Origin of the sequence: Cellulomonas sp. IC4_254 (assembly GCF_011603975.1) — a bacterium.
Classification (GTDB): Bacteria; Actinomycetota; Actinomycetes; order Actinomycetales; family Cellulomonadaceae; genus Cellulomonas.
The window spans coordinates 1-19,413 of sequence record NZ_JAANNB010000054.1 but is presented as its reverse complement, the minus strand read 5'-3'; the positions used below and the strand labels follow the sequence as shown (position 1 = coordinate 19,413).

Below are 19,413 nucleotides of genomic sequence, written 5' to 3'. Positions count from 1 at the left end.
CCCGCGGCCTCGCGCGCCCGGCATCGCGCCGGCTTCTGGCTGGTCGCCGCGGCCTTCCTCGCGACCATGGCCTTCTCGACCGTCCCCGCGCCGCTCTACCCGCTCTACCAGGCGGCCGACGGGTTCTCGACGTTCACCGTCACCGTCGTGTTCGCGGCCTACGCGGTCGGCGTCGCGCTCGCGCTCGTGCTGGCCGGGCACGTGTCCGACTGGCTCGGCCGCCGCCGGGTGCTGCTCCCCGCGCTCGGCCTGGAGCTCGCCGCGGCCGCCCTGTTCCTGTCCGGGACCGGGCTGGCGACGCTGCTGGTCGCCCGGTTCGTGAGCGGCCTCGGCGTCGGGATGCTGACCGCCACGGCCACCGCCCACCTCGCCGAGCTGCACGCCGCGCACCGCCCCGGCGACGCCGGGCACCGGCCCCAGGTCGTCGCCGTCGTGGCGAACATCGGCGGCCTCGGTGCCGGGGCGCTCGCCGCGGGGGCGCTCGCGCAGACCGGCCTCGCGCCGCTGCGGCTGCCGTACCTGGTCTTCGCCGCGCTGCTGCTGCTCGGGGTCGCCGGCGTGCTGATCGCGCCCGAGACCGTGCGCCGTCCCGTCGCGCGCCCGGCGTACCGCCCGCAGCGCCCGCGCCGGGCGGGCGGGGACCCCGCCGCGCAGCGCCTGGCGTACGCGGCGGCGTTCGGGTCCTTCGCGGTGTTCGGCGTGTTCACGTCGGTCGCCCCCGGGTTCGTGGGCGGCACGCTGCACCACACCTCGCGGCTGCTCGCGGGGCTGGTGGTGTTCGTGGTGTTCGGCGCCGCCGCCGGGGTGCAGGCGGCCACCACCCGGGTGCGCCCCGCGACCCGGCTCCGCGCCGGCCTCGCCGCGCAGGCCGCGGGGCTCGTCGTGCTGACGACCGGGATGCTCGCCGAGCGGCTCGACGTGTTCCTGCTCGGGGGCCTGGTCACCGGCGCCGGCGCGGGTCTGCTGTTCGCGGCCGCGTCGGGCACGGTGGCCGCGCTCGCGGCGCCGCACCAGCGCGGCGAGACGCTGGCGGGGCTGTTCCTGGTGGCCTATCTGGGGCTGAGCCTGCCGGCGATGGGGCTCGGGCTGCTGGCGCGGGCGCTGCCGCAGGCGACGGCGATGGCGCTGCTGGCCGGGGCGCTCCTGGGCCTGCTCGCGGCGCTGGCCGTGGCGGCCCGCCGCGGGGGCGCGCCGCGCCGCCCCTGACGCCCCCCTCTCGCCGAGATGGCAGCTCTCGACTGCCGCGGCGACCCCGCGCGCAGCCGAGGGTTGCCATCTCGGCGGACACGGACCGCGCCGGGCGGATCAGACGCCGAGGTAGCGGCGGACCTGGCGGACCGCCGCACGGCCGGCGCGGTTCGCGCCCACCGTGCTGGCGCTCGGCCCGTACCCGACCAGCTGCACCCGCGGGTCGGCGACGACGCGGGTGCCGTCCATGACGATCCCGCCGCCGGTCCCCCGCAGGCCGAGCGGTCGCAGGTGGTCCAGCGCCGCGCGGAACCCGGTCGCCCACAGCACCGCGTCCGCCTCGACGTGCTCGGGGCCGGTGACCCAGCCGTCGGCGAGCGGCCCCCGGGCGGCGGCCTCGTCCCACTCCGCCCCCTCCGGGACCAGCCGCGCGAACATCGGCCGCGCCACCAGCACCCCGCGCGCGATGCCGTCGCGGTACGCGTCGGTGAGCGGCAGGCCGGTGGCCGCGACGATGCTCTGCGGCGGCAGGCCGGCCCGGGTGCGCTCGTCGACCCGCGTCACCGCCTCGCGCCCCAGCTCCGGGCTGAACTCGGCGTCCCGCCAGTCCGGCGGCCGGCGCGTGACCCAGGTGGTCGACGCCGCCACGGGGTGGATCGCCAGCAGGTGCTGCACCGCGGAGATGCCGCCGCCGACGACCAGGACGCGACGGCCGGCGAACTCCTCGGGCGACCGGTAGTCGTGGGTGTGCCGCTGGATCCCGGCGAACGACGCCGCACCGGGGTAGGTGGGCCAGAACGGCCGCGTCCAGGTGCCGGTGGCGTTGACCAGCGCGCGGGCGTGCCAGGTGCGGGTGACCCGGCGCCGCTCGGTCGCGGCCTCGGCCCGGCAGGCGCCGACGCCGCCGCCGAGGCCGTCGTCCGGGTCCGGCGCCGCCACGGGCACGCGCTCGGTCTCCTCGGTCTCGACGGCCAGCAGCCGCTGCGGGCCGCCGACGTCCCGGACCCGGCGCACCTCGACCGGCCGGCGCACGGCGAGACCGAGGTCGCGCTCGTACGACCCGAAGTACCGGGTGAGCGCGCGGCTGGCGGGCTCGTCGGCGTCGAAGGTCGGCAGCGGTCGGCCCGGCAGCTCGTACACGCCGTTGACCGTGCGCATCGTCAGGCCGGGCCACCGCTCGCGCCACGCGCCCCCGGGCCCGGCGGCCGCGTCCAGCACCACGTACGTCGGGCGGCCGTCGGACCGGGATCGGCCGGTGCCCGTCGGCACCGCCGGGACGAACCCCGAGCGCTCCAGGTGCGCCGCCACGGCGAGCCCGGCCTGCCCGGCGCCGACGACCACGACGTCCGCCGAGGCGGGGGTCGGGTTCACGTCGGGCATGCCTGGTGCAACGCGGCGCCCCCGCCGGTCGTTCCCGGCCGGCCGATCGGCCGCGCGCTCGCCGGTCGCGCCCGAGGTCGCCGGTTCCGCCCGAGGTCGCCGGTTGCGCAGGGGCCTCAGGGGCGGAACCGGCGAACTCGGCGCCCGTACCGCCCGGGTGGTGGGATGGGACCGTGCCCGACCTCACCAGCCGCGCCGGCGTCCTGCCCGCCGCCACCGCCACCGCCGTCCGCGACCTCGCCGCCGCCGCGGAGGCGCACGACGGCGTCGCCCCGCTGTCCGAGCAGCCGCTGCTCTGGCTGACCGGCGGGGGCCCGGACGTCGTGCACCTGCTGGCCGGCGACCCCGCGGCCCCGGACGGCTACGCCCAGGTCGACCTCCGCGACCCGGCGCTCGCCACCGCCGAGGTCGTCGTCCACCCGGACGCCCGCCGCCGGGGCACCGGCACCGCCCTGCTCGACGCCGCCCTGGCCGCGACCCGCGCGCGCGGCGGCGCCGCCGTGTCCGTGTGGGCGCACGGCGACGTCGCGCCGGCCCGGGCCCTCGCGACGTCCCGGGGGCTGCCGGTCGTGCGCGAGCTCTGGCAGATGGCCCTCGACCCCCTGGTCACCCCCGACCCCGACGCGGCTCCGCTGGCCGCCGGCGTCACCGTCCGCCCCTTCGAGCCGGGCCGCGACGAGGACGCCTGGGTCGCCGTGAACGCCCGGGCGTTCGCACAGCACCCCGAGCAGGGCCGGCTGACCCGCGCGGACCTGGAGGCGCGGGAGGCCGAGCCCTGGTTCGACCCCGAGGGGTTCCTGCTCGCCGAGGAGGGCTCGACCCTGCTGGGCTTCGGCTGGACCAAGGTCGCCGAGCCGGCCGAGGGCGAGATCTACGCCCTCGGCGTCGACCCCGCCGCGCAGGGCCGCCGGCTCGGTCCGGCGCTGACCGCCCGGATGCTCGCGCACCTGGCGGAGCGCGGGGTGCCGCGCGTGGTGCTCTACACCGAGGGCGACAACGCCCCGGCGATCCGGGTCTACCGGGCCGCGGGGTTCGAGCGGTCGGCCGTGGACGTGGTCTACCGGGTGGGTTGAGCAAGGCGCGCGGGTCCCGCGGTCGCCGGGACGCCTGTCCACGATGAGGACAGCGCGGCTCCCCGGCGCAGCATCCGGCCAGAATGGAACCATTCCAGTAACGGTGACCGGAGGCTCGCATGCTCTGCTACGACGACATCAAGACCAACACCCAGACCCCCGCGGTCGCGCTCTGCAGCGGCTGCGGCGCCGGGATCTGCGCGGCCCACGCGCACGAGTGCGCGTCGCCCACCGTGGTCAGCAACGCCGTCGGCGCGCCGACGGTCCGGCCGGACGGACGCACCCTGCACTGCACGACCTGCCACCGCGCGGCACCCTGCGGCCGCTGAGCGTCCGCGAGGCGGCGCGGATGTGCGCACGGGCCGAGCGGTCCGCCCGCCGGGCGGAGGCGCGAGACGCCACCGGCCCGGCGAGCGGAGGCGCGTCAGCTGCCGTTGGTGCTCCAGTGCCACGACTCGGAGGGCAGGTTGCTCAGCCCGTACCGTGCCGCGTTGTTCTTCAGCCACGTGAACGCGGCGCTGCCCGCGGGCACGGACACGTAGGTCCCGCCGCTGTTCGGCGTCGTGAAGTCGATGGCGAGGCCTCGTTCGTGCATCGAACGCCCGGGGATGGCCGTGGGCGGGCTGCACTGGCTGGAGGGCTTGCTCCAGATGTTGTAGGTCGTGTTACCGCCGCAGTTCTTGATCCTCAGCTGGATCTGCGTCTGCTGGTCGCGCCAGCCCGAACCGCTCAGGGCGACGCCGGCGGCACGCGCGTCGGCCAGCAGCCGGTCGACGTTGGCGGCGAGGCAGGCGTGCACCCGGATGCCGCTCGCGACCGTCGTGCTCGACGCCGGCACCGGGCCGGTGACCGCCGCGCAGTTCGCGGGCGTGGGCGCGGGGGTCCCGGGGGCCTGCCCGCCGGGGTACGTGTACGTCTGCCAGGCCCACGACCCGTCCGCGCGGTAGCCGACCAGGTTCCCGTCGTCCTGGAGCCGCAGCTCCACCAGGCCGGAGCCCCGGGTCCCGGCGATCCAGGCGGGGTAGTCCGAAGCCGTGTACAGCACCATGTTGCCGTCTGACTGGACGGCGAGGCGGACCGCACCGGACCCGGCCGTGTTCGTCTGCCACGTCCAGCCGCTGGGGCCGTACAGCACGAGGTTGCCGTCGGTCTGCATGGACAGCGTGTAGGCCCCGCTCGGGGACTTCAGGACGTCCCCGGCACGCAGGTCGGCCGGCGCGAGCAGCTTCGACGGCTGGTAGCGCGTGTTCGTCTGCCACGGCACCGCGTTGCTCGCGGTGTACAGCACGACGTTGCCGTCGGACTGCATGTCGAGGTGGTCCGCCCCGGACCCGCGCGTGTTCGTGTGCCAGATCGGGTAGTTCGTGGCGTCGTACATCACGAGGTTGCCGTCCGTCTGCATCGCGAGCCGCACGCCTCCGCGACCGTCGGTGTCGGTCTGCCACCGCGAGCCGTCGGGCCCGTACAGGACGAGGTTGCCGTCGGTCTGCATCGCCAGGACCTGTCGGCCGTCGGGCGAGACGAGGCTCTGTCCCGCGGCGAGCTCCTCGCCCGCCTTGAGCCGGAAGGTCCCGGCCGCGGCCTGGGCAGGTGTCGGCGGACCGGCGATGGTCAGGAGCAGTGCGAGCGCGACGGTCAGCGCGCCGATCACTGCTGCGAGACGTGGACGGGTGGTGGTCGATGACATCGGTGAGCCCCCTGTGGTCGTGGTCGACGAGCCACAGCGTGCTCCGGGTGGTGCGGGTTCGTGGGCCGTTCCCGAGGGTTCACCCGGATGGCCTCGCACCGCCGTCTGGCCGGACGACTCGACCACGGCCGCCGAGCGCCGGTAGCAGGAGCTCGCGCACCGGTCGTCCGGTGAGCGAGCGACCGGCACGGCACCACCGACCCGGTCGCCCTTCGGTCACCCGTCGGACACCTCCTGGTGCCACCATGTGGGGATGACCGACGCCACCCCCTCCGACGGCACGCCCCGCAAGCCGCGCACCCGCCGCGCCGCGCCCGCCGCCACGGCCGCCACCGGGCGCACGAGCACGAGCACGGGCCGCGCCTCCGGACGGGGCACGGGCAGCCGGTCCGCGGGCACGCGCAGCACCGCGGCACGGGCCCGCAGCGCCGCGGCGACCGCCGAGCCCGAGGCCGACGGCCAGGCCGCGGGAGCCCCCGCGACCTCGCCCCGCCCCCGCACGCTCGCCCCCGAGCTCGCCGCGCACATCGCCGAGCACATCGAGATGGGCGACGGCGCCCGCGCGGGCGAGGTCGTGGCCGCGTCCGAGGCCCCGCTCCCGGCCGACCGGTTCCTCGACCGCGAGGTCAGCTGGCTGGCGTTCAACCAGCGCGTGCTGGAGCTCGCGGAGGACGAGACGCAGCCGCTGCTGGAGCGCGTGCGCTACCTCGCGATCTTCGCGTCCAACCTGGACGAGTTCTTCATGGTCCGGGTCGCCGGCCTGAAGCGCCGCATCGCGACGGGCCTGGCCGTCACGGCGGCCTCCGGCCTCAGCCCGCGCCAGGTCCTCGAGGCGATCAGCCAGCGCGCGCACGAGCTCGCCGCCCGGCACGCGCAGGTGTTCGCCGACCAGGTGCAGCCGGAGCTGGCGACGCAGGGCATCACGCTGGTGCGCTGGGAGCAGCTGGGCGAGGCCGAGCAGGACCGGCTGCGCAAGTACTTCCGCAAGCAGATCTTCCCGGTGCTGACCCCGCTGGCGGTCGACCCCGCGCACCCGTTCCCGTACATCTCCGGCCTGTCGCTGAACCTGGCGGTCGTCGTGGTGAACCCGTCGACCGGCAAGGAGCACTTCGCCCGGGTCAAGGTGCCGCCGCTGCTCCCCCGGTACATCGCCGTCGACTGGCGCGGCCGCCCGACGGACGCGTCCGGCTCCGCCTCGGACCGCGGCCCGATGTCGTTCGTGCCCGTCGAGGACGTGATCGCCCAGCACCTGGACCAGCTGTTCCCCGGCATGGAGATCAGCGAGCACCACACCTTCCGCGTCACCCGCAACGAGGACGTGGAGGTCGAGGAGGACGACGCCGAGAACCTGCTCCAGGCGATGGAGAAGGAGCTGCTGCGCCGGAAGTTCGGCCCGCCGGTCCGGCTGGAGATCGCCGACTCGATCAGCCCGCGCATCCGGTCGCTGCTGGTCCGCGAGCTCGGGGTCGCGGAGGACGAGGTCTACGAGCTGCCCGCGCCGCTGGACCACACCGGCCTGAACCTCATCGCCGACCTGGACCGGGCGGACCTGCAGTACCCGCGGTTCGTGCCGACGACCCACCGGTTCCTCGCCGAGGTCGAGAGCGCCAACCCGACGGACGTGTTCGCCGCGATCCGCGCGCGGGACATCCTGCTGCACCACCCGTACGACTCGTTCTCGACGTCGGTGCAGACCTTCCTGGAGCAGGCCGCGGCCGACCCCAAGGTGCTGGCGATCAAGCAGACGCTCTACCGGACGTCGGGCGACTCCCCGATCGTGGACGCGCTGATCGACGCGGCCGAGGCCGGCAAGCAGGTGCTCGCGCTGGTGGAGATCAAGGCGCGGTTCGACGAGCAGGCCAACATCGAGTGGGCCCGCAAGCTCGAGCAGGCCGGCGTGCACGTGGTCTACGGCATCGTCGGCCTCAAGACGCACGCCAAGCTGTCGCTCGTCGTCCGCCAGGAGTCCGACGGCCTGCGCCGGTACTGCCACGTCGGCACCGGCAACTACAACCCGAAGACGGCCCGGATCTACACCGACCTGGGGCTGCTCACCTGCGACCCGGACGTCGGCCAGGACCTCACCCGGCTGTTCAACCAGCTGTCCGGCTACGCGCCCAAGTCGCGGTTCCACCGGCTGCTGGTGGCCCCCCGCTCGGTGCGCTCGGGGCTGATCGAGCGGATCGACCGCGAGGCGCAGGCCGCGCGCGAGGGCCGGCCGTCGTGGATCAAGCTCAAGGTCAACTCGATGGTCGACGAGGAGACCATCGACGCGCTCTACCGGGCCTCGCAGGCGGGCGTGCCGGTCGATCTCTGCGTCCGCGGCATCTGCGCGCTGCGGCCGGGCGTCCCCGGGCTGTCCGAGACCGTGCGCGTACGGTCGATCCTCGGCCGGTTCCTGGAGCACTCCCGGGTCTACGCGTTCGCCGCCGACGCGGGGGTCACGGAGGAGGTCGCCGACATCGGCCGCGAGGGCGGGACGCTGCTGCCCGGCCCGGAGGTCTACATCGGGTCCGCCGACCTCATGCACCGCAACCTCGACCGCCGCGTCGAGGCGCTGGTCCGGCTGTCCGACCCGGACCAGGTCGCGGAGCTCGTCGGCCTGCTCGACGAGTCGATGGCCGACGAGACCTCGTCGTGGCACCTCGGCCCCGACGGCTCCTGGACCCGGCGCGCTCAGGGCGCCGACGGACCGCTGCGCGACCTGCAGTCGACGCTGATCTACCGCCAGCGCCGCCGCCTGGGCTCGGGCCGGTGAGCGCCGGCCCGACCGCGCTCGTCCGGGCGGCGGGCGCCCTCGTCTGGCGCGTCCGCCAGGGGCGGCTGCAGGTCGTCCTGGTGCACCGCCCGCGGTACAAGGACTGGTCCTGGCCGAAGGGCAAGCTCGAGGCCGGGGAGCACGTCACGACCGCCGCGGTCCGCGAGGTGGAGGAGGAGGCGGGGCTCGAGATCGTGCTCGGCCGCCCCCTGCCCGGGCTGGAGTACAAGCTCGCCGACGGCCGGCGCAAGCGCGTGCACTACTGGGCGGCCCAGGTCGCCGGCCGCCGGGACCGCCCCGCCGTGCACGCCCGCCCGCCGGCCGCGCACGCGTCGCGGGACGAGATCGACTCCGTGCGCTGGGCGGACGCGGACGTCGCGCGCAGGCGGCTGACCCGGGAGGACGACCGCATCCCCCTCGACGCCCTGGTGGCCGCCCACGAGGCGGGGACGCTCGACACCCGCGCGGTGCTGGTCGTCCGGCACGGCCGGGCCAAGAGCCGGTCGTCGTGGAAGGGCGAGGAGGGCACCCGCCCGCTCACCGACGTCGGCCGGCTGCAGGCCGGGGCCCTGGTGCCCGTGCTGTCCGCCTACGGCGTCGCCGACGTGGTCACCAGCCCGTGGCTGCGCTGCTGCGCGACGGTCGAGCCCTACGCGACGGCGGCCGGGCTGACCCCCGACCGCCGCGAGCCGCTCACCGAGGCCGAGCACGCCGACTCCCCGGAGAAGACCGCCGACACGGTCGCGGCGGTGCTGCGGACCCGGTCGGACCTCGCGCTGTGCACGCACCGGCCGGTGCTGCCGACGGTGCTCGACGTCGTCCGCGCGCACGCCCCCGTGGCGGTCCGGGACCGGCTGCCGGCCGAGAACCCGTACCTGCGCCCCGGGCAGGTGCTCGTGTGCCACGTCGTGCGCACCGATGCCGAGGGGACCGCGGACGAGGTGCGCGTCGAGGACGTCGAGCTGCACACCCCGCTCGGCAGCTGACGCCCGGCTCGGCACCCCCCGCACGACGACGGCGCGCCACCCCGGCGAGGGGCGGCGCGCCGTCGGTCGTCGCGCGGGCGTGGCCTCAGACGGCGGCACCCTCGAGCGAGCCGGTGACCGGCTCGGCGGACATGAGGATGCACTGCACGACCCGGTCGCCCTGGTCCCACGACACCGTGCTCGGGGTGAGCGGGCCGTAGTCGAGGGTCGACGTCTCGTAGTCCTTGCCGACGAACGTCGGGAACTCGCCGTAGCAGAACTCGTCGGCCTGGGTGTCGATGTCGGCCGGGTACTCGTCGCCCTCGAGGGTCGTCTCGGCGTAGACCTCGCCGTCGTGCTCGTCGGCGCACGGCACCGTGGGCAGCGACTCGACCTCGGTCGCCGACGCCATGTCGGCGAGGTTGAGGCAGTCGCCCACCTGGACCGAGAACACGTTCGCCTCGGCCGCGGCGGTGATCTCGCCGGACGCCTGGTCGCGCTGGGCCTCGCCCGCGCCGCAGGCCGACAGGGCGAGCGCGGCGGCGGCTGCCAGGGACACAGCGGACATCCAGCGCACGGTCAGGTTCTTCGCAGTCATGGGGTCGAGTGAAGCGTCTGTGCAGGGCAGATGTCCAGTTCGTCCCCGTTCGGGGACGTCCGGGCCCGCGCGGCCGACGCCGCCTGCGCTCAGTTGAGGAACGGGCTCAGCGCGAAGTACACGACCGCCGCGACCGCCGCCGCGGCCGGGATGGTCAGCACCCAGGCCACGCCGATGTTCTTCGCCACGCCCCAGCGGACCGCCGACAGCCGCTTGGTCGCGCCGACGCCCATGATCGCGGAGGTGATCGTGTGGGTGGTCGACACCGGGGCGTGCAGCGCGAACGCGTTGACGTAGAGCACCACGGCGGAGACGGACTCGGCGACGAACCCGCGGGCGGGGTCGAGCTCGATGATCTTGCGGCCCAGGGTCCGCATGATGCGCCAGCCGCCGGAGTAGGTGCCCAGCGAGATCGCCGTGGCCGCCGCGAGCTTGACCCACAGCGGGATGCCCTCGTCCGGGTTGGCCCAGCCGACGGTGAGCAGGGCCATGAAGATCACGCCCATGGTCTTCTGCGCGTCCTGCAGGCCGTGGCCGAGCGCCATCGCGGCGGCCGAGACGGTCTGCGCGAGCCGGAACCGCCGGGTCGTCCGCGACGGGGACGCGTTCCGGATCAGCCACAGCAGGCCGACCATCACGAGGAACGCCAGGAAGAACCCGATGAGCGGCGAGAAGACCATCGGCAGGACGACCTTGTCGACGATCGCGGAGCCGTAGATCATCAGGCCGCCCGCGAGGCCGGCACCGACCAGGCCGCCGATGAGGGCGTGCGTCGACGAGGACGGCAGGCCCAGCCACCAGGTGATGAGGTTCCACACGATCGCGCCCACGAGCGCGCAGAGCACGACCACGAGCGCCTGGTGCGGCGAGGCGTCGCTGAGGTCGACGATCGACGTCGCGATCGTCTCCGCGACCTCGGTGCCGAGCAGGGCCCCGGTGAAGTTCATGACCGCCGCCATGAGCAGCGCGGCCCGCGGCGTCAGCGCGCGGGTCGACACCGAGGTGGCGATCGCGTTGGCGGCGTCGTGGAAGCCGTTGGTGTAGTCGAAGCCGAGGGCCAGGGCGACCACGACCACGACGAGCGCGAGTTCCACCGGGGCTCAGGACTCCTTGAGCGCGATGGTCTCGACCATGTTCGCGACCTTCTCGAAGGCGTCGGCGGCGTCCTCGAGCTTCTCGACGACCTCCTTGAGCTTCATGAGGAGGATCGGGTCGGTGATCTCGTCGAACATCTGCGCGAGCAGCTTGCGGTGCGACTTGTCGGCCTGGTTCTCGAGCCGGTTGACCTCGACCCAGTACTCGGCGAGGTTCTCCATCGAGCGCAGCCGGGGCATCGCCTCGGCGGTGAGCTCGGCCGAGCGCTGCAGGACCTGCACCTGGTCGGCGACCCGCGCGGGCAGCTCGTCGATCTTGTACAGGACGATGAGGTCGGCGGCCTCCTCCATGAAGTCCATGCAGTCGTCCAGCGCGGACGCGAGGCCGTAGATGTCGTCCCGGTCGAACGGGGTGACGAACGTCTGGTTCAGCCGCCGCATGATCTGGTGGGTCGCCTCGTCGGCGAGGTGCTCGGCGTCGCTCATCTGCTTGGCGAGCACCTTGCGGGTCGGGCGGTCCGCGCCGAGCAGCTCGGCCAGCAGGTTGGCTCCGGTGACCAGGTGCGCCGCCGACGCGGCCAGGAGGTCGAAGAACGAGGTGTCGCGCGGGGTGAGGCGCAGGCGCACGAGAGGCTCCGCAGGAGATGGGCTTGGTCAGGCACAGGCTAGGGCAGCCGCGGGGTGAACTCACAACCCCGCACGTGAACCCAGGGTGAACGCACAGCATCCTCAGCGTGACGCACGTCCGCCCGGCGCGCCCGTGGGACGGAAGTCAAGCGCGCGGGGCCGGGCGGAGGAGGTGACGACGCCGGACCGGGAAGCGCCTCTCGGCGCGCGGCCGCTCGGAGCGGCTTGAGTTGGAGCCCGGGGCTACCGCGGCCCGGCGTCGGGTTCGAGTTTACGCGCCGGCACCCGTCACGTCCTGGGCGGGGCGGGGTGAGCATCGCCACGGCCCGGGCGGGAACACGGTCGCCGGGTGCTCACTCGAGCGAGCCGGATCGCCACAGGTGCGCCGCCTGCTCGAGCTCCTCGGCGGTCCGGACCAGAGACCCCGCGCTGCGGGTGAGCCGGGCCGACGCGTCGTCGCCGGTGAGGTCGAGGTGGTCGGCGTCGAAGGCCGCACCGGTCGCGAGCACCCGGCAGAACGCCGCGCCCCGCTCCAGGGTGACGGCGAGGTCCCCGGTCCAGACGCCGGACAGCACGGCGTCCAGCAGCACGCGCAGCTCCTCGGGCCCGGGCGGGCTGACGACGCCGACGACGACGTGGTGCACCGGCGCCGCGTCCAGCCCGAGGCGGTACCGGTCGGCGAGCGTCGCCGGGTCGCGGCGCACCCACTCGCGCAGCACGTAGAGCCGCCAGAGGGTGCCGGGCAGGGTCGTCGCCGGGCTGTCCGACCAGAGCGCGGCGACGACGTCGAGCCCCTCGGTCTCCACCAGGCGCACGAGCCGCTCGACGAGCGCCGGGTCCTCCTCGCCCTCGGCGCGCCCCCGGTGCACGATCGCCGACGCCGTGGTGTGGGCGACCTGCGACCGCAGGGCGGGGTCCATGTCACCGGGCAGCTGGTCGGCGTCGCGGGGGTCGAGCATGGCGGGGCGGCGGAACCGCGGGCGGTCGTGGGACGTCACGCCTCGATTGTCCGCCGGATCGCGCCACGCGTCGCGGCCGGTCCGCCCGGCGCGCGCACCGCCGCCGCCGTGGGTTACGGTTCCCGCCGCGCGTCTCCGCCCGGCCTTCCGGGTGCGGGATGTGCTGCGCGGGTGAAAGGTGAGAACGCCTCGACCGGCGCCCGACGACGTGCTCCGGCCCAGGTGGTTCTTCGCAGGACGAGCGGAGCAAGGAGAAGACGTCATGGCCGAAGGCAGTGCCCGACCCTCGACGGGGAGGCACCCGTCGCACAACAAGGCGATCGGCCTCGCCGTCGCCGCCGCGGTCGGCGGGTTCCTGTTCGGGTTCGACTCGTCGGTGATCAACGGCGCCGTCGACGCGATCCAGGGCGAGTTCGACCTGGGCGCGACGCTGACCGGGTTCGCCGTCGCCGTCGCCCTGCTCGGCTGCGCGGTGGGCGCCTGGGCGGGCGGCCGGCTGGCCGACCACTGGGGCCGCACCCGGGTGATGGTGCTGGGCTCCGTGCTGTTCTTCGTGTCCTCGATCCTGTCCGCGATCGCGTTCAGCGTCTGGGACCTCATCATCTGGCGCGTCCTCGCCGGCGTCGGCATCGGCATCGCCTCGGTGATCGCCCCCGCCTACATCGCCGAGATCGCCCCCGCGGCGCTGCGCGGCCGGCTGGGCTCGCTGCAGCAGCTCGCGATCACGCTCGGCATCTTCGCCGCCCTGCTCTCCGACCAGCTGCTGCAGGAGGCCGCGGGCGGCGCGTCCGAGGAGCTGTGGCTGGGCTGGGAGGCCTGGCGCTGGATGTTCCTGGTCGCCGTCGTGCCCGCCGCCGTCTACGGCATCCTCGCGCTGCGCATCCCCGAGTCGCCGCGCTACCTGGTCGCCAAGGGCCGCCGCGACGAGGCGGTCGCCGTCCTGGAGAGCGTGCTCGGCCCGGACGAGGACGCCCGCGAGCGCGTCGCGCAGATCGAGAAGACGATCGAGAAGGACAAGGCGCTCGAGGAGCAGGCCACCCTGCGCGGCCCGCGGTTCGGCCTGCTGCCGGTGGTGTGGGTCGGCATCCTGCTGTCGGTCTTCCAGCAGTTCGTCGGCATCAACGTGATCTTCTACTACTCGACGACGCTCTGGCAGGCGGTCGGGTTCGACGAGAGCCAGTCCTTCCTGGTCTCCACGATCACGTCGGTCACGAACGTGGCCGTGACGTTCATCGCGATCGCCCTCATCGACAAGGTCGGCCGCCGCCCGATCCTGCTCACCGGCTCCGCGGGCATGACGATCTCGCTCGCGGTCATGGCGCTGGCGTTCACCCAGGCGTCCGGGTCCGGCGAGGACGTGTCGCTGCCGTCGCCGTGGGGCCCGGTCGCGCTCGTCGCCGCGAACGCGTTCGTGGTGTTCTTCGGCGCGTCCTGGGGCCCGCTGGTCTGGGTGCTGCTGGGCGAGATGTTCCCGAACCGGATCCGCGCCGCCGCGCTCGGCGTCGCGGCCGCCGCGCAGTGGATCGCGAATTTCGTCATCACCGTGACGTTCCCGCCGCTGCTCGACCAGTTCGGCGCCACCGGGCCGTACCTGATGTACGCGATCTTCGCGGCCCTGTCGTTCTTCTTCGTGCTCGGCAAGGTGCCGGAGACCAAGGGCGTCGAGCTCGAGGACATGGAGAACCTGCCCCCGGCCCGGCGCCGGGAGGCGCGCGCCTGACGCGCACGTTTGCCAGCGGCCGAGCCCCTCGCGGAAACTTCGCGGGGGGCTCGGCCGTTCTCACGACGGCCGTCATCGCTCGAAGGGACACGCTGTGGGTACGCCGCACGACCACGCCGACCGGACCGACGCCGCGCCGGGGGTGACCCGATGAGCGCCGCCCTCGCCGCGCACGACGTCTGGGCCGGCTACGGCGGCGCCGCCGTGCTCCAGGGCGCGAGCCTGTCCGTCGCCCCGGGCGAGACCGTCGGCCTGATCGGCCGCTCCGGTGCCGGCAAGTCGACGCTGGTCCAGGTGCTGCTCGGGCGGCACAAGCCGACGCAGGGCCGCGCCACCTACGGCGCCCGCCCGGTCACCAAGATGTCCCGCAAGGAGACCAAGGCGTTCCGCTCGACGGTCCGCGCCGTGCACCAGGAGGGCCTGGTCGGCGTCGACAGCCGCACCTCCGTGGCGAAGGTCCTCGAGTCCACGCTCAACGACTCCCGCAAGGCCGGCCGGGCCACCGGCCTGCAGCCCGAGGACGTGCTGGCCCGGGTCGGCCTCGAGCCCCGGTTCCTCGGTCGCACCCTGCACTCGCTGTCCGGCGGCGAGAAGCAGCGCCTCGCGCTCGCCGACGCCCTGGCGACCCGCCCCGAGATCCTCGTGCTCGACGAGCCCGCCACCGCCCTCGACCCCGCGCTGCGCGAGGCCGTCGCCGACCAGGTCGCCGAGATCGCCGCGACCGGCGTCGGGCTGCTCGTCGTCTCGCACGACCTGCGGCTGGTCGACCGGCTCGCCGACACCGTGCACGTGCTGGGCGAGGGCCGGATCGTCGAGACGGGCACGATGCGGTCGCTGCTGTCCGACCCGCAGGCTGCCGAGACGCGCGAGCTCGCCGAGGCTTACCCGGAGGCCGTCGGCGCGTTCCGCTGACGGGGCTGCGTGGGGCTCGGTGGAGCGCCGTGCCCGGACACGCCGGGCGTGTCGGGCCGAACGCTCCACCCGGGCGTCCTCGCTCAGCGCGAGCCGAGCGTCAGCACCTCCTCGAGGCGGGCCGGCACCGGCCGGGCGTCGCCCCGCACCCCCGCGGCGGCGAGCGCCCGCGCCACGTCCGCCGGGTCGGCCCCGGCCACGCGCACGGCCCGCCCCGCCACCGTCACCGGGAACCCGGCGGCGCCGAGCGCCCCGAACGCCGCCTGCCAGTCGGGCGTCGCGACCTCGACGGCGGTCGTGCCGTCCAGCACGTCGGCGAGCGACCCGGCGGCGACCCGGCGGCCGCGGGCCATCAGCACGAGCGCGTCGCACTGCTCGGCCTCCTGCATGTAGTGCGTGGTCACCAGCACCGCGACGCCCGACTCGGCCTGCTCGTGCACCGTGTCCCACAGCGCCGCCCGGGCCAGCGGGTCGACACCCGACGTCGGCTCGTCCAGCACCAGCAGCTCCGGCGCGTGCGACAGCGCGGCGGCGAACGCGAGCCGGCGCTGCAGCCCCAGCCCGAGCGCGCCGACCAGGCGGTCCCGCTGCGCGGCGAGGTCGGCCGGCGGCTCCGGCACGGCGTCCAGGCCGTACGCCGCCGCCACGAACGCCAGGTTCTCGGCCACTGTCAGGTCCGCCGCCAGCCCCAGCCCCTGCGGGACGTAGCCGATCCGCCGCCGGGTGTCCCGCGACGGCGCGCCGCCGAGCACCCGGACGACGCCCGAGGTCGGCGCCAGCAGGCCGAGGACCGTCCGGATCAGCGTCGTCTTGCCCGCGCCGTTCGCCCCGAGCAGGCCCAGCACCTGACCCGGACGGACGGTGAGCGAGACGTCGTCGACCGCGCGGAAGCCGCCGAACGCGGTGACCACGCCCACGGCCTCGACGGCGCCGCTGCTCGTCGAGCGAGTACCCGACACGTCGAGCGAGTAGCCGGCGGATACCCCCTCGACGCGTCGCGTAGTCACTCGGTGCCGACTGGGCGGGGCGGGCCGCGCGACCTCGGACGCGCCCGACCGCGCGGCGCGGCGCTCCAGCGTCAGGGCGATCACGGCGTCCTCGAGGTCGGCCGGCGGGGCGCCCTCCCCCGGCCCGAGCAGCGCGTGCACGGCGTCCCCGCGCCGCCACCGCGCGAGCGGCACCGCCCCCGCGTCCGGCTCGCCCAGCCGGTGCACCGCGACCGACCCCCGCACCCGGGACGCCGCCTCGGCCGGGTCGCCGCGGTAGACCCCCGTCCCGGCGTCGAGCACGAGCACGGTCGCCGCCCGCTCGGCCTCGTCCAGGTACGTCGTCGTGAGCAGCACCGCCGTGCCGCCGGCCGCCGCGGCGGACAGCAGCCGCCACAGCCCGACCCGGCTGACGGGGTCGACGCCGGTGGACGGCTCGTCGAGGACGACCAGCTCGGGGTCGGGCAGCAGCGCCAGGCAGAGGCCGAGCTTCTGCCGCATGCCGCCGGAGAGCTCCCGGCCGAGGCGGTGCGGGACGTCGGCCAGGCCCGCGGCGGTGAGCAGCCGGTCCGCGCGGTCCCGGGCGGTGCCGGCGGCCAGCCCGTAGGCCCGCGCCACCAGGTCGACGTTCTCCGCCACGCTCAGGTCGCCCCAGACCCCGGACGTCGCGGGCAGGAACCCGGTGCGCCGCGGGTCGGCCCGCCGCACCTCGCCCGCGTCGGGGACCTCCCGCCCGACCAGGAGGCGGGCCAGGGTCGTCTTGCCGGCGCCGTCGCCGCCGACGACCGCGGTGATCCGGCCCGCCGGGACCGGCAGGGTCACCGCGTCGAGCACCGTCCGCCCGCCGCGCCGCACCGTCACCCCGGCGACGCCCCACCCGGGCGGGGCCGTCACGGCGGTCACCGCCCGGCCCCGGCGGGCGCGGCCGGCGCGGCGGCGGTCGCCGGCGCGGCGAGGGCGGCCCCGCGCGGCCGGCGCGGTGTGATCGACGCCCGGAACCGCCAGACCGCCGCCCCGAACACCAGCACCGCCATGCCCGCGAGCACGACGACGGGCAGCCACAGCGCGTCGATCCCGGCGCCGCGCAGCATCACGCCCTGGGACACCTGCGTGAAGTAGGTCAGCGGCAGGCAGTACCCGATCCACCGCACCCCGATCGGCATGGCGTCGAGCGGGAAGATGATCCCGGACAGCAGGATCTGCGGGAGCAGCACCAGGATCGCGGCCTGGATCGCCTGCCCGGCGTTCTGCGACACCGTCGAGATGAACACCCCGATGCCCAGCACCACGAACAGGAAGATCGCCCCGGCCAGCGCGAACAGGGCGACGTTCCCGGTGAACGGCACCCCGAAGATCAGCATGCCCAGCACGGTCACCACGACGAGGTCGAGCGCGGCGAGCAGGAAGTACGGCGCGATCTTGCCGACGATGACGTCGATCGGCCGCAGCGGCATCACCGCGAGCTGCTCGAGCGTGCCGGCCGCGCGCTCCTTCACGAGGCCGATGCTGGTGATGATCGTGCCGATGAACGTGAGGATCAGGCCGATCAGCGCGGGGACCATCACCCAGGACGTCTCCAGGTCCGGGTTGAACAGGATCTCGGCGTGCACCGCGTCGCCGAGCCGCGCGACCACCACGTTCGCGGCCTGCGCGGCGAACAGGTTGGTGCCGTCGACGAGCACCTCGGGCACCGCGCCGTCCGCCGCGACGACAGCCACGTCGTACCGGTTCGCGGCGAGCGCCTCGACGGCTTCGGCCCGGTCGTCCGCGGGCTCGACGTCGCGGACGTCCAGCGTCCCGCCCGCCGGGGACGCCGCGATCCGGTCCGCCGCCTCCTGCGCGCCCGGCCCGACCACCAGCGTGGTGAGGCTGTCGACGGTGAAGTTGGCGGCGAAGCCGAAGATCGTCAGCAGCAGCAGCGGCAGGACGACCAGCATCGCGACCGTCCGGCGGTCCCGGCGCAGCTCGCGGAACTCCTTGAGGATCATGGCGCGCACGGCGCTCGCCTCCCGGCGTCGGGGCGTCTCCGACGGCGCCCGGCTACGACCCACCGTAGCACCGAACCGGAACGTCCGGTTCCGGTTATGGACCCCTATCCTGAGCCGGTGAGAGCGGACGCGGCACGGAACCGGCAGCGGGTGCTCGACGCCGCCCGCGCCCTGTACACGGCCCGCGGCCTCGACGAGCCGATGGAGGCGGTCGCGCGCGCGGCCGGTGTCGGGGTGGGCACCGTCTACCGGCACTTCCCCGACCGGTCCGCCCTGGTGCGGGCCGTCGTCGCGGACCGGCTCACCCACGTCGGCGGCCTGCTCGACGCCGCGCGGACCGGGCTCGCCGGGGACGACCCGCACGCCGCGTGGGAGCAGTTCCTCACCGGGTTCCTCGACTCCGGCCTGCCGCTGCTGCTGCCCGTGCTCGTGCCGCGCGCCCGGGACGCGGACGTGTTCACGCCGGAGCTCGTCGACCGCCGCGCGGCCACCGCCGGCGCGGCGAACGAGGTCGTCCGCACCGCCCAGGCGCTCGGCCTGGTCCGCGGGGACATCGGGGTCCCGGAGATCCTGCTGACGTTCGCCTCCGCGCTGCGGCCGCTGCCCGGGCTCCCGGACGCGCTGAACGCGGCGCTGCTCGAGCGGCGCGCCCCCCTGCTCCGGGCCGCGCTCCGCCCGGGCGGCGACCCGCTGCCCGGGCGCCCGGTCGAGGTGGCGGACCTCCTGGCGGCGCTCGCGGTCCGCTGACGAGGCGCCCACCCCGTCGGGTGGAGCGTTCCGCCCGGACACGCCGCGCGTGTCGGGCAGAACGCTCCACCCTGTTCCACCTCGGCTCGCGGCGCGCCGCGAGCGCGGGTCAGGCGCCGTGCGCCTCCCAGAACTCCCGCACCAGCCCCGCGAACGCCGCGGGGTCCGCCAGCGGCAGCCCGTGGTCCGCCCCCGGCACGATCATCAGCTCCCCCGCCGGCAGCGCCGCCGCGACGGCCTCGGTGTGCGCCCGCCGGATCACGTCGTGCTCGCCGGCGGCCACCAGCACCGGCACCCGGACGCGCGCGAGCGCCCGCAGCGGGATGCGCGGCTGCCGGACCATCAGGTCGGTCACGTCGGCCCGCGCCCGGGCCGCCGGGTCGACGAGCCCGCGGACGCGCTGCCCGACCCACGTCGCGGTGACCTCGGCGCGGGTGCGGGGCGTCAGGCCGCCGGGGTCGACGTTGGCGCCGTAGACGACCAGCGACCGCACGGCCGCCGGGTGCCGCAGCGCGAGCATGAGGCCGACGTTGCCACCGTCGGAGTACCCGACGACGTCGGCCGTCCCCACCGGCTCCCCGGCCGGCGCCCCGGCCCCCGCCAGCACCGCCGCCGCGTCGTCCGCCATCCGCGCGATCGTCAGCGGCCCGGTCCCCCGCGGCGAGCGCCCGTGCCCGCGCGCGTCCGGGGACAGCACCCGGTGGTCGCGCGCGAGGTCGGCGGCCACCGGG

At 75.5% G+C, this 19,413-nt stretch carries 17 protein-coding genes; 8 read left to right on the top strand and 9 right to left on the bottom strand.

Translation table 11 applies throughout. The annotated features are described in order from the left end of the window. The coding region (locus G6556_RS07655) for an MFS transporter (protein ID WP_166940052.1) at positions 1–1,206 on the top strand (1,206 nt) is incomplete at its 5' end. 99 nt (positions 1,207–1,305) lie between these two features. Here G6556_RS07655 and G6556_RS07650 read toward each other — a convergent pair. Further along, entirely contained in the window at positions 1,306–2,568 is a 1,263-nt protein-coding gene (locus G6556_RS07650; protein WP_166940050.1) for an NAD(P)-binding domain-containing protein, read from the bottom strand. Positions 2,569–2,741: 173 nt separating this feature from the next. Between G6556_RS07650 and mshD the strand changes: the two genes are divergently transcribed. After that, positions 2,742–3,641 (top strand): mycothiol synthase, encoded by a 900-nt coding sequence (gene mshD, locus G6556_RS07645; protein WP_166940048.1) that lies wholly within the window; start codon positions 2,742–2,744, stop codon positions 3,639–3,641. Between the two features lie 119 nt (positions 3,642–3,760). Next, the gene (locus G6556_RS07640) at positions 3,761–3,970 is read left to right on the top strand and encodes a DUF2180 family protein (RefSeq protein ID WP_166940046.1); all 210 of its coding nucleotides are present in this window, start codon (positions 3,761–3,763) and stop codon (positions 3,968–3,970) included. A gap of 95 nt (positions 3,971–4,065) precedes the next feature. Here G6556_RS07640 and G6556_RS07635 read toward each other — a convergent pair whose 3' ends face one another. After that, positions 4,066–5,328: a D-alanyl-D-alanine carboxypeptidase family protein gene (locus G6556_RS07635; RefSeq protein ID WP_166940044.1), complete on the bottom strand. Its 1,263-nt coding sequence runs from the start codon at positions 5,326–5,328 to the stop codon at positions 4,066–4,068. Positions 5,329–5,872: 544 nt separating this feature from the next. Here G6556_RS07635 and G6556_RS07630 point away from each other — a divergent pair. Beyond that, positions 5,873–8,086 carry an RNA degradosome polyphosphate kinase gene (locus G6556_RS07630; protein ID WP_166940042.1) on the top strand — a complete coding sequence of 738 codons (2,214 nt, stop codon included), beginning with the start codon at positions 5,873–5,875 and terminating at the stop codon, positions 8,084–8,086. Then, positions 8,083–9,072, top strand: a complete 990-nt coding sequence (locus G6556_RS07625; RefSeq protein ID WP_166940040.1) for an NUDIX hydrolase — start codon at positions 8,083–8,085, stop codon at positions 9,070–9,072. The genes G6556_RS07630 and G6556_RS07625 overlap by 4 nt, the downstream gene beginning before the upstream one ends. 85 nt (positions 9,073–9,157) lie before the next feature. Here G6556_RS07625 and G6556_RS07620 read toward each other — a convergent pair whose 3' ends face one another. The 4 genes from G6556_RS07620 to G6556_RS07605 form a co-directional block, all read right to left on the bottom strand. Then, entirely contained in the window at positions 9,158–9,649 is a 492-nt protein-coding gene (locus tag G6556_RS07620) for a septum formation family protein (protein ID WP_166940038.1), read from the bottom strand. An 89-nt stretch (positions 9,650–9,738) separates the two neighbouring features. Further along, on the bottom strand, positions 9,739–10,743 hold the full coding sequence (locus G6556_RS07615) for an inorganic phosphate transporter (protein WP_166940037.1): 1,005 nt from the start codon (positions 10,741–10,743) through the stop codon (positions 9,739–9,741). A 6-nt stretch (positions 10,744–10,749) separates the two neighbouring features. After that, the gene (locus G6556_RS07610) at positions 10,750–11,370 is read right to left on the bottom strand and encodes a DUF47 family protein (RefSeq protein ID WP_166940035.1); all 621 of its coding nucleotides are present in this window, start codon (positions 11,368–11,370) and stop codon (positions 10,750–10,752) included. A 353-nt stretch (positions 11,371–11,723) separates the two neighbouring features. Next, on the bottom strand, positions 11,724–12,329 hold the full coding sequence (locus G6556_RS07605) for a hypothetical protein (RefSeq protein ID WP_166940056.1): 606 nt from the start codon (positions 12,327–12,329) through the stop codon (positions 11,724–11,726). 262 nt (positions 12,330–12,591) lie between these two features. Here G6556_RS07605 and G6556_RS07600 point away from each other — a divergent pair, with 262 nt between their 5' ends. Both G6556_RS07600 and G6556_RS07595 read left to right on the top strand, forming a co-directional pair. Continuing rightward, positions 12,592–14,049 carry a sugar porter family MFS transporter gene (locus G6556_RS07600; protein ID WP_166940033.1) on the top strand — a complete coding sequence of 486 codons (1,458 nt, stop codon included), beginning with the start codon at positions 12,592–12,594 and terminating at the stop codon, positions 14,047–14,049. A gap of 150 nt (positions 14,050–14,199) precedes the next feature. Further along, complete coding sequence (locus G6556_RS07595) at positions 14,200–14,961, top strand: ATP-binding cassette domain-containing protein (RefSeq protein ID WP_166940031.1); 762 nt, start codon at positions 14,200–14,202, stop codon at positions 14,959–14,961. An 83-nt stretch (positions 14,962–15,044) separates the two neighbouring features. Here G6556_RS07595 and G6556_RS19430 read toward each other — a convergent pair whose 3' ends face one another. Together G6556_RS19430 and G6556_RS07585 are read right to left on the bottom strand one after the other, a co-directional pair. Next, positions 15,045–16,841, bottom strand: coding sequence for an ATP-binding cassette domain-containing protein (locus G6556_RS19430; RefSeq protein ID WP_346774775.1), 1,797 nt, complete (start codon positions 16,839–16,841; stop codon positions 15,045–15,047). A gap of 5 nt (positions 16,842–16,846) precedes the next feature. After that, complete coding sequence (locus G6556_RS07585) at positions 16,847–17,935, bottom strand: ABC transporter permease (protein ID WP_166940054.1); 1,089 nt, start codon at positions 17,933–17,935, stop codon at positions 16,847–16,849. A gap of 117 nt (positions 17,936–18,052) precedes the next feature. On the opposite strand from G6556_RS07585, the gene G6556_RS07580 reads away from it, so the two are divergent. Then, a complete protein-coding gene (locus tag G6556_RS07580; protein WP_346774774.1) occupies positions 18,053–18,682 on the top strand; it encodes a helix-turn-helix domain-containing protein in 630 nt (209 codons plus the stop codon). A 109-nt stretch (positions 18,683–18,791) separates the two neighbouring features. On the opposite strand, the gene G6556_RS07575 is transcribed toward G6556_RS07580, so the two are convergent. Beyond that, the coding region (locus G6556_RS07575) for an alpha/beta fold hydrolase (RefSeq protein WP_166940026.1) at positions 18,792–19,413 on the bottom strand (622 nt) is incomplete at its 5' end.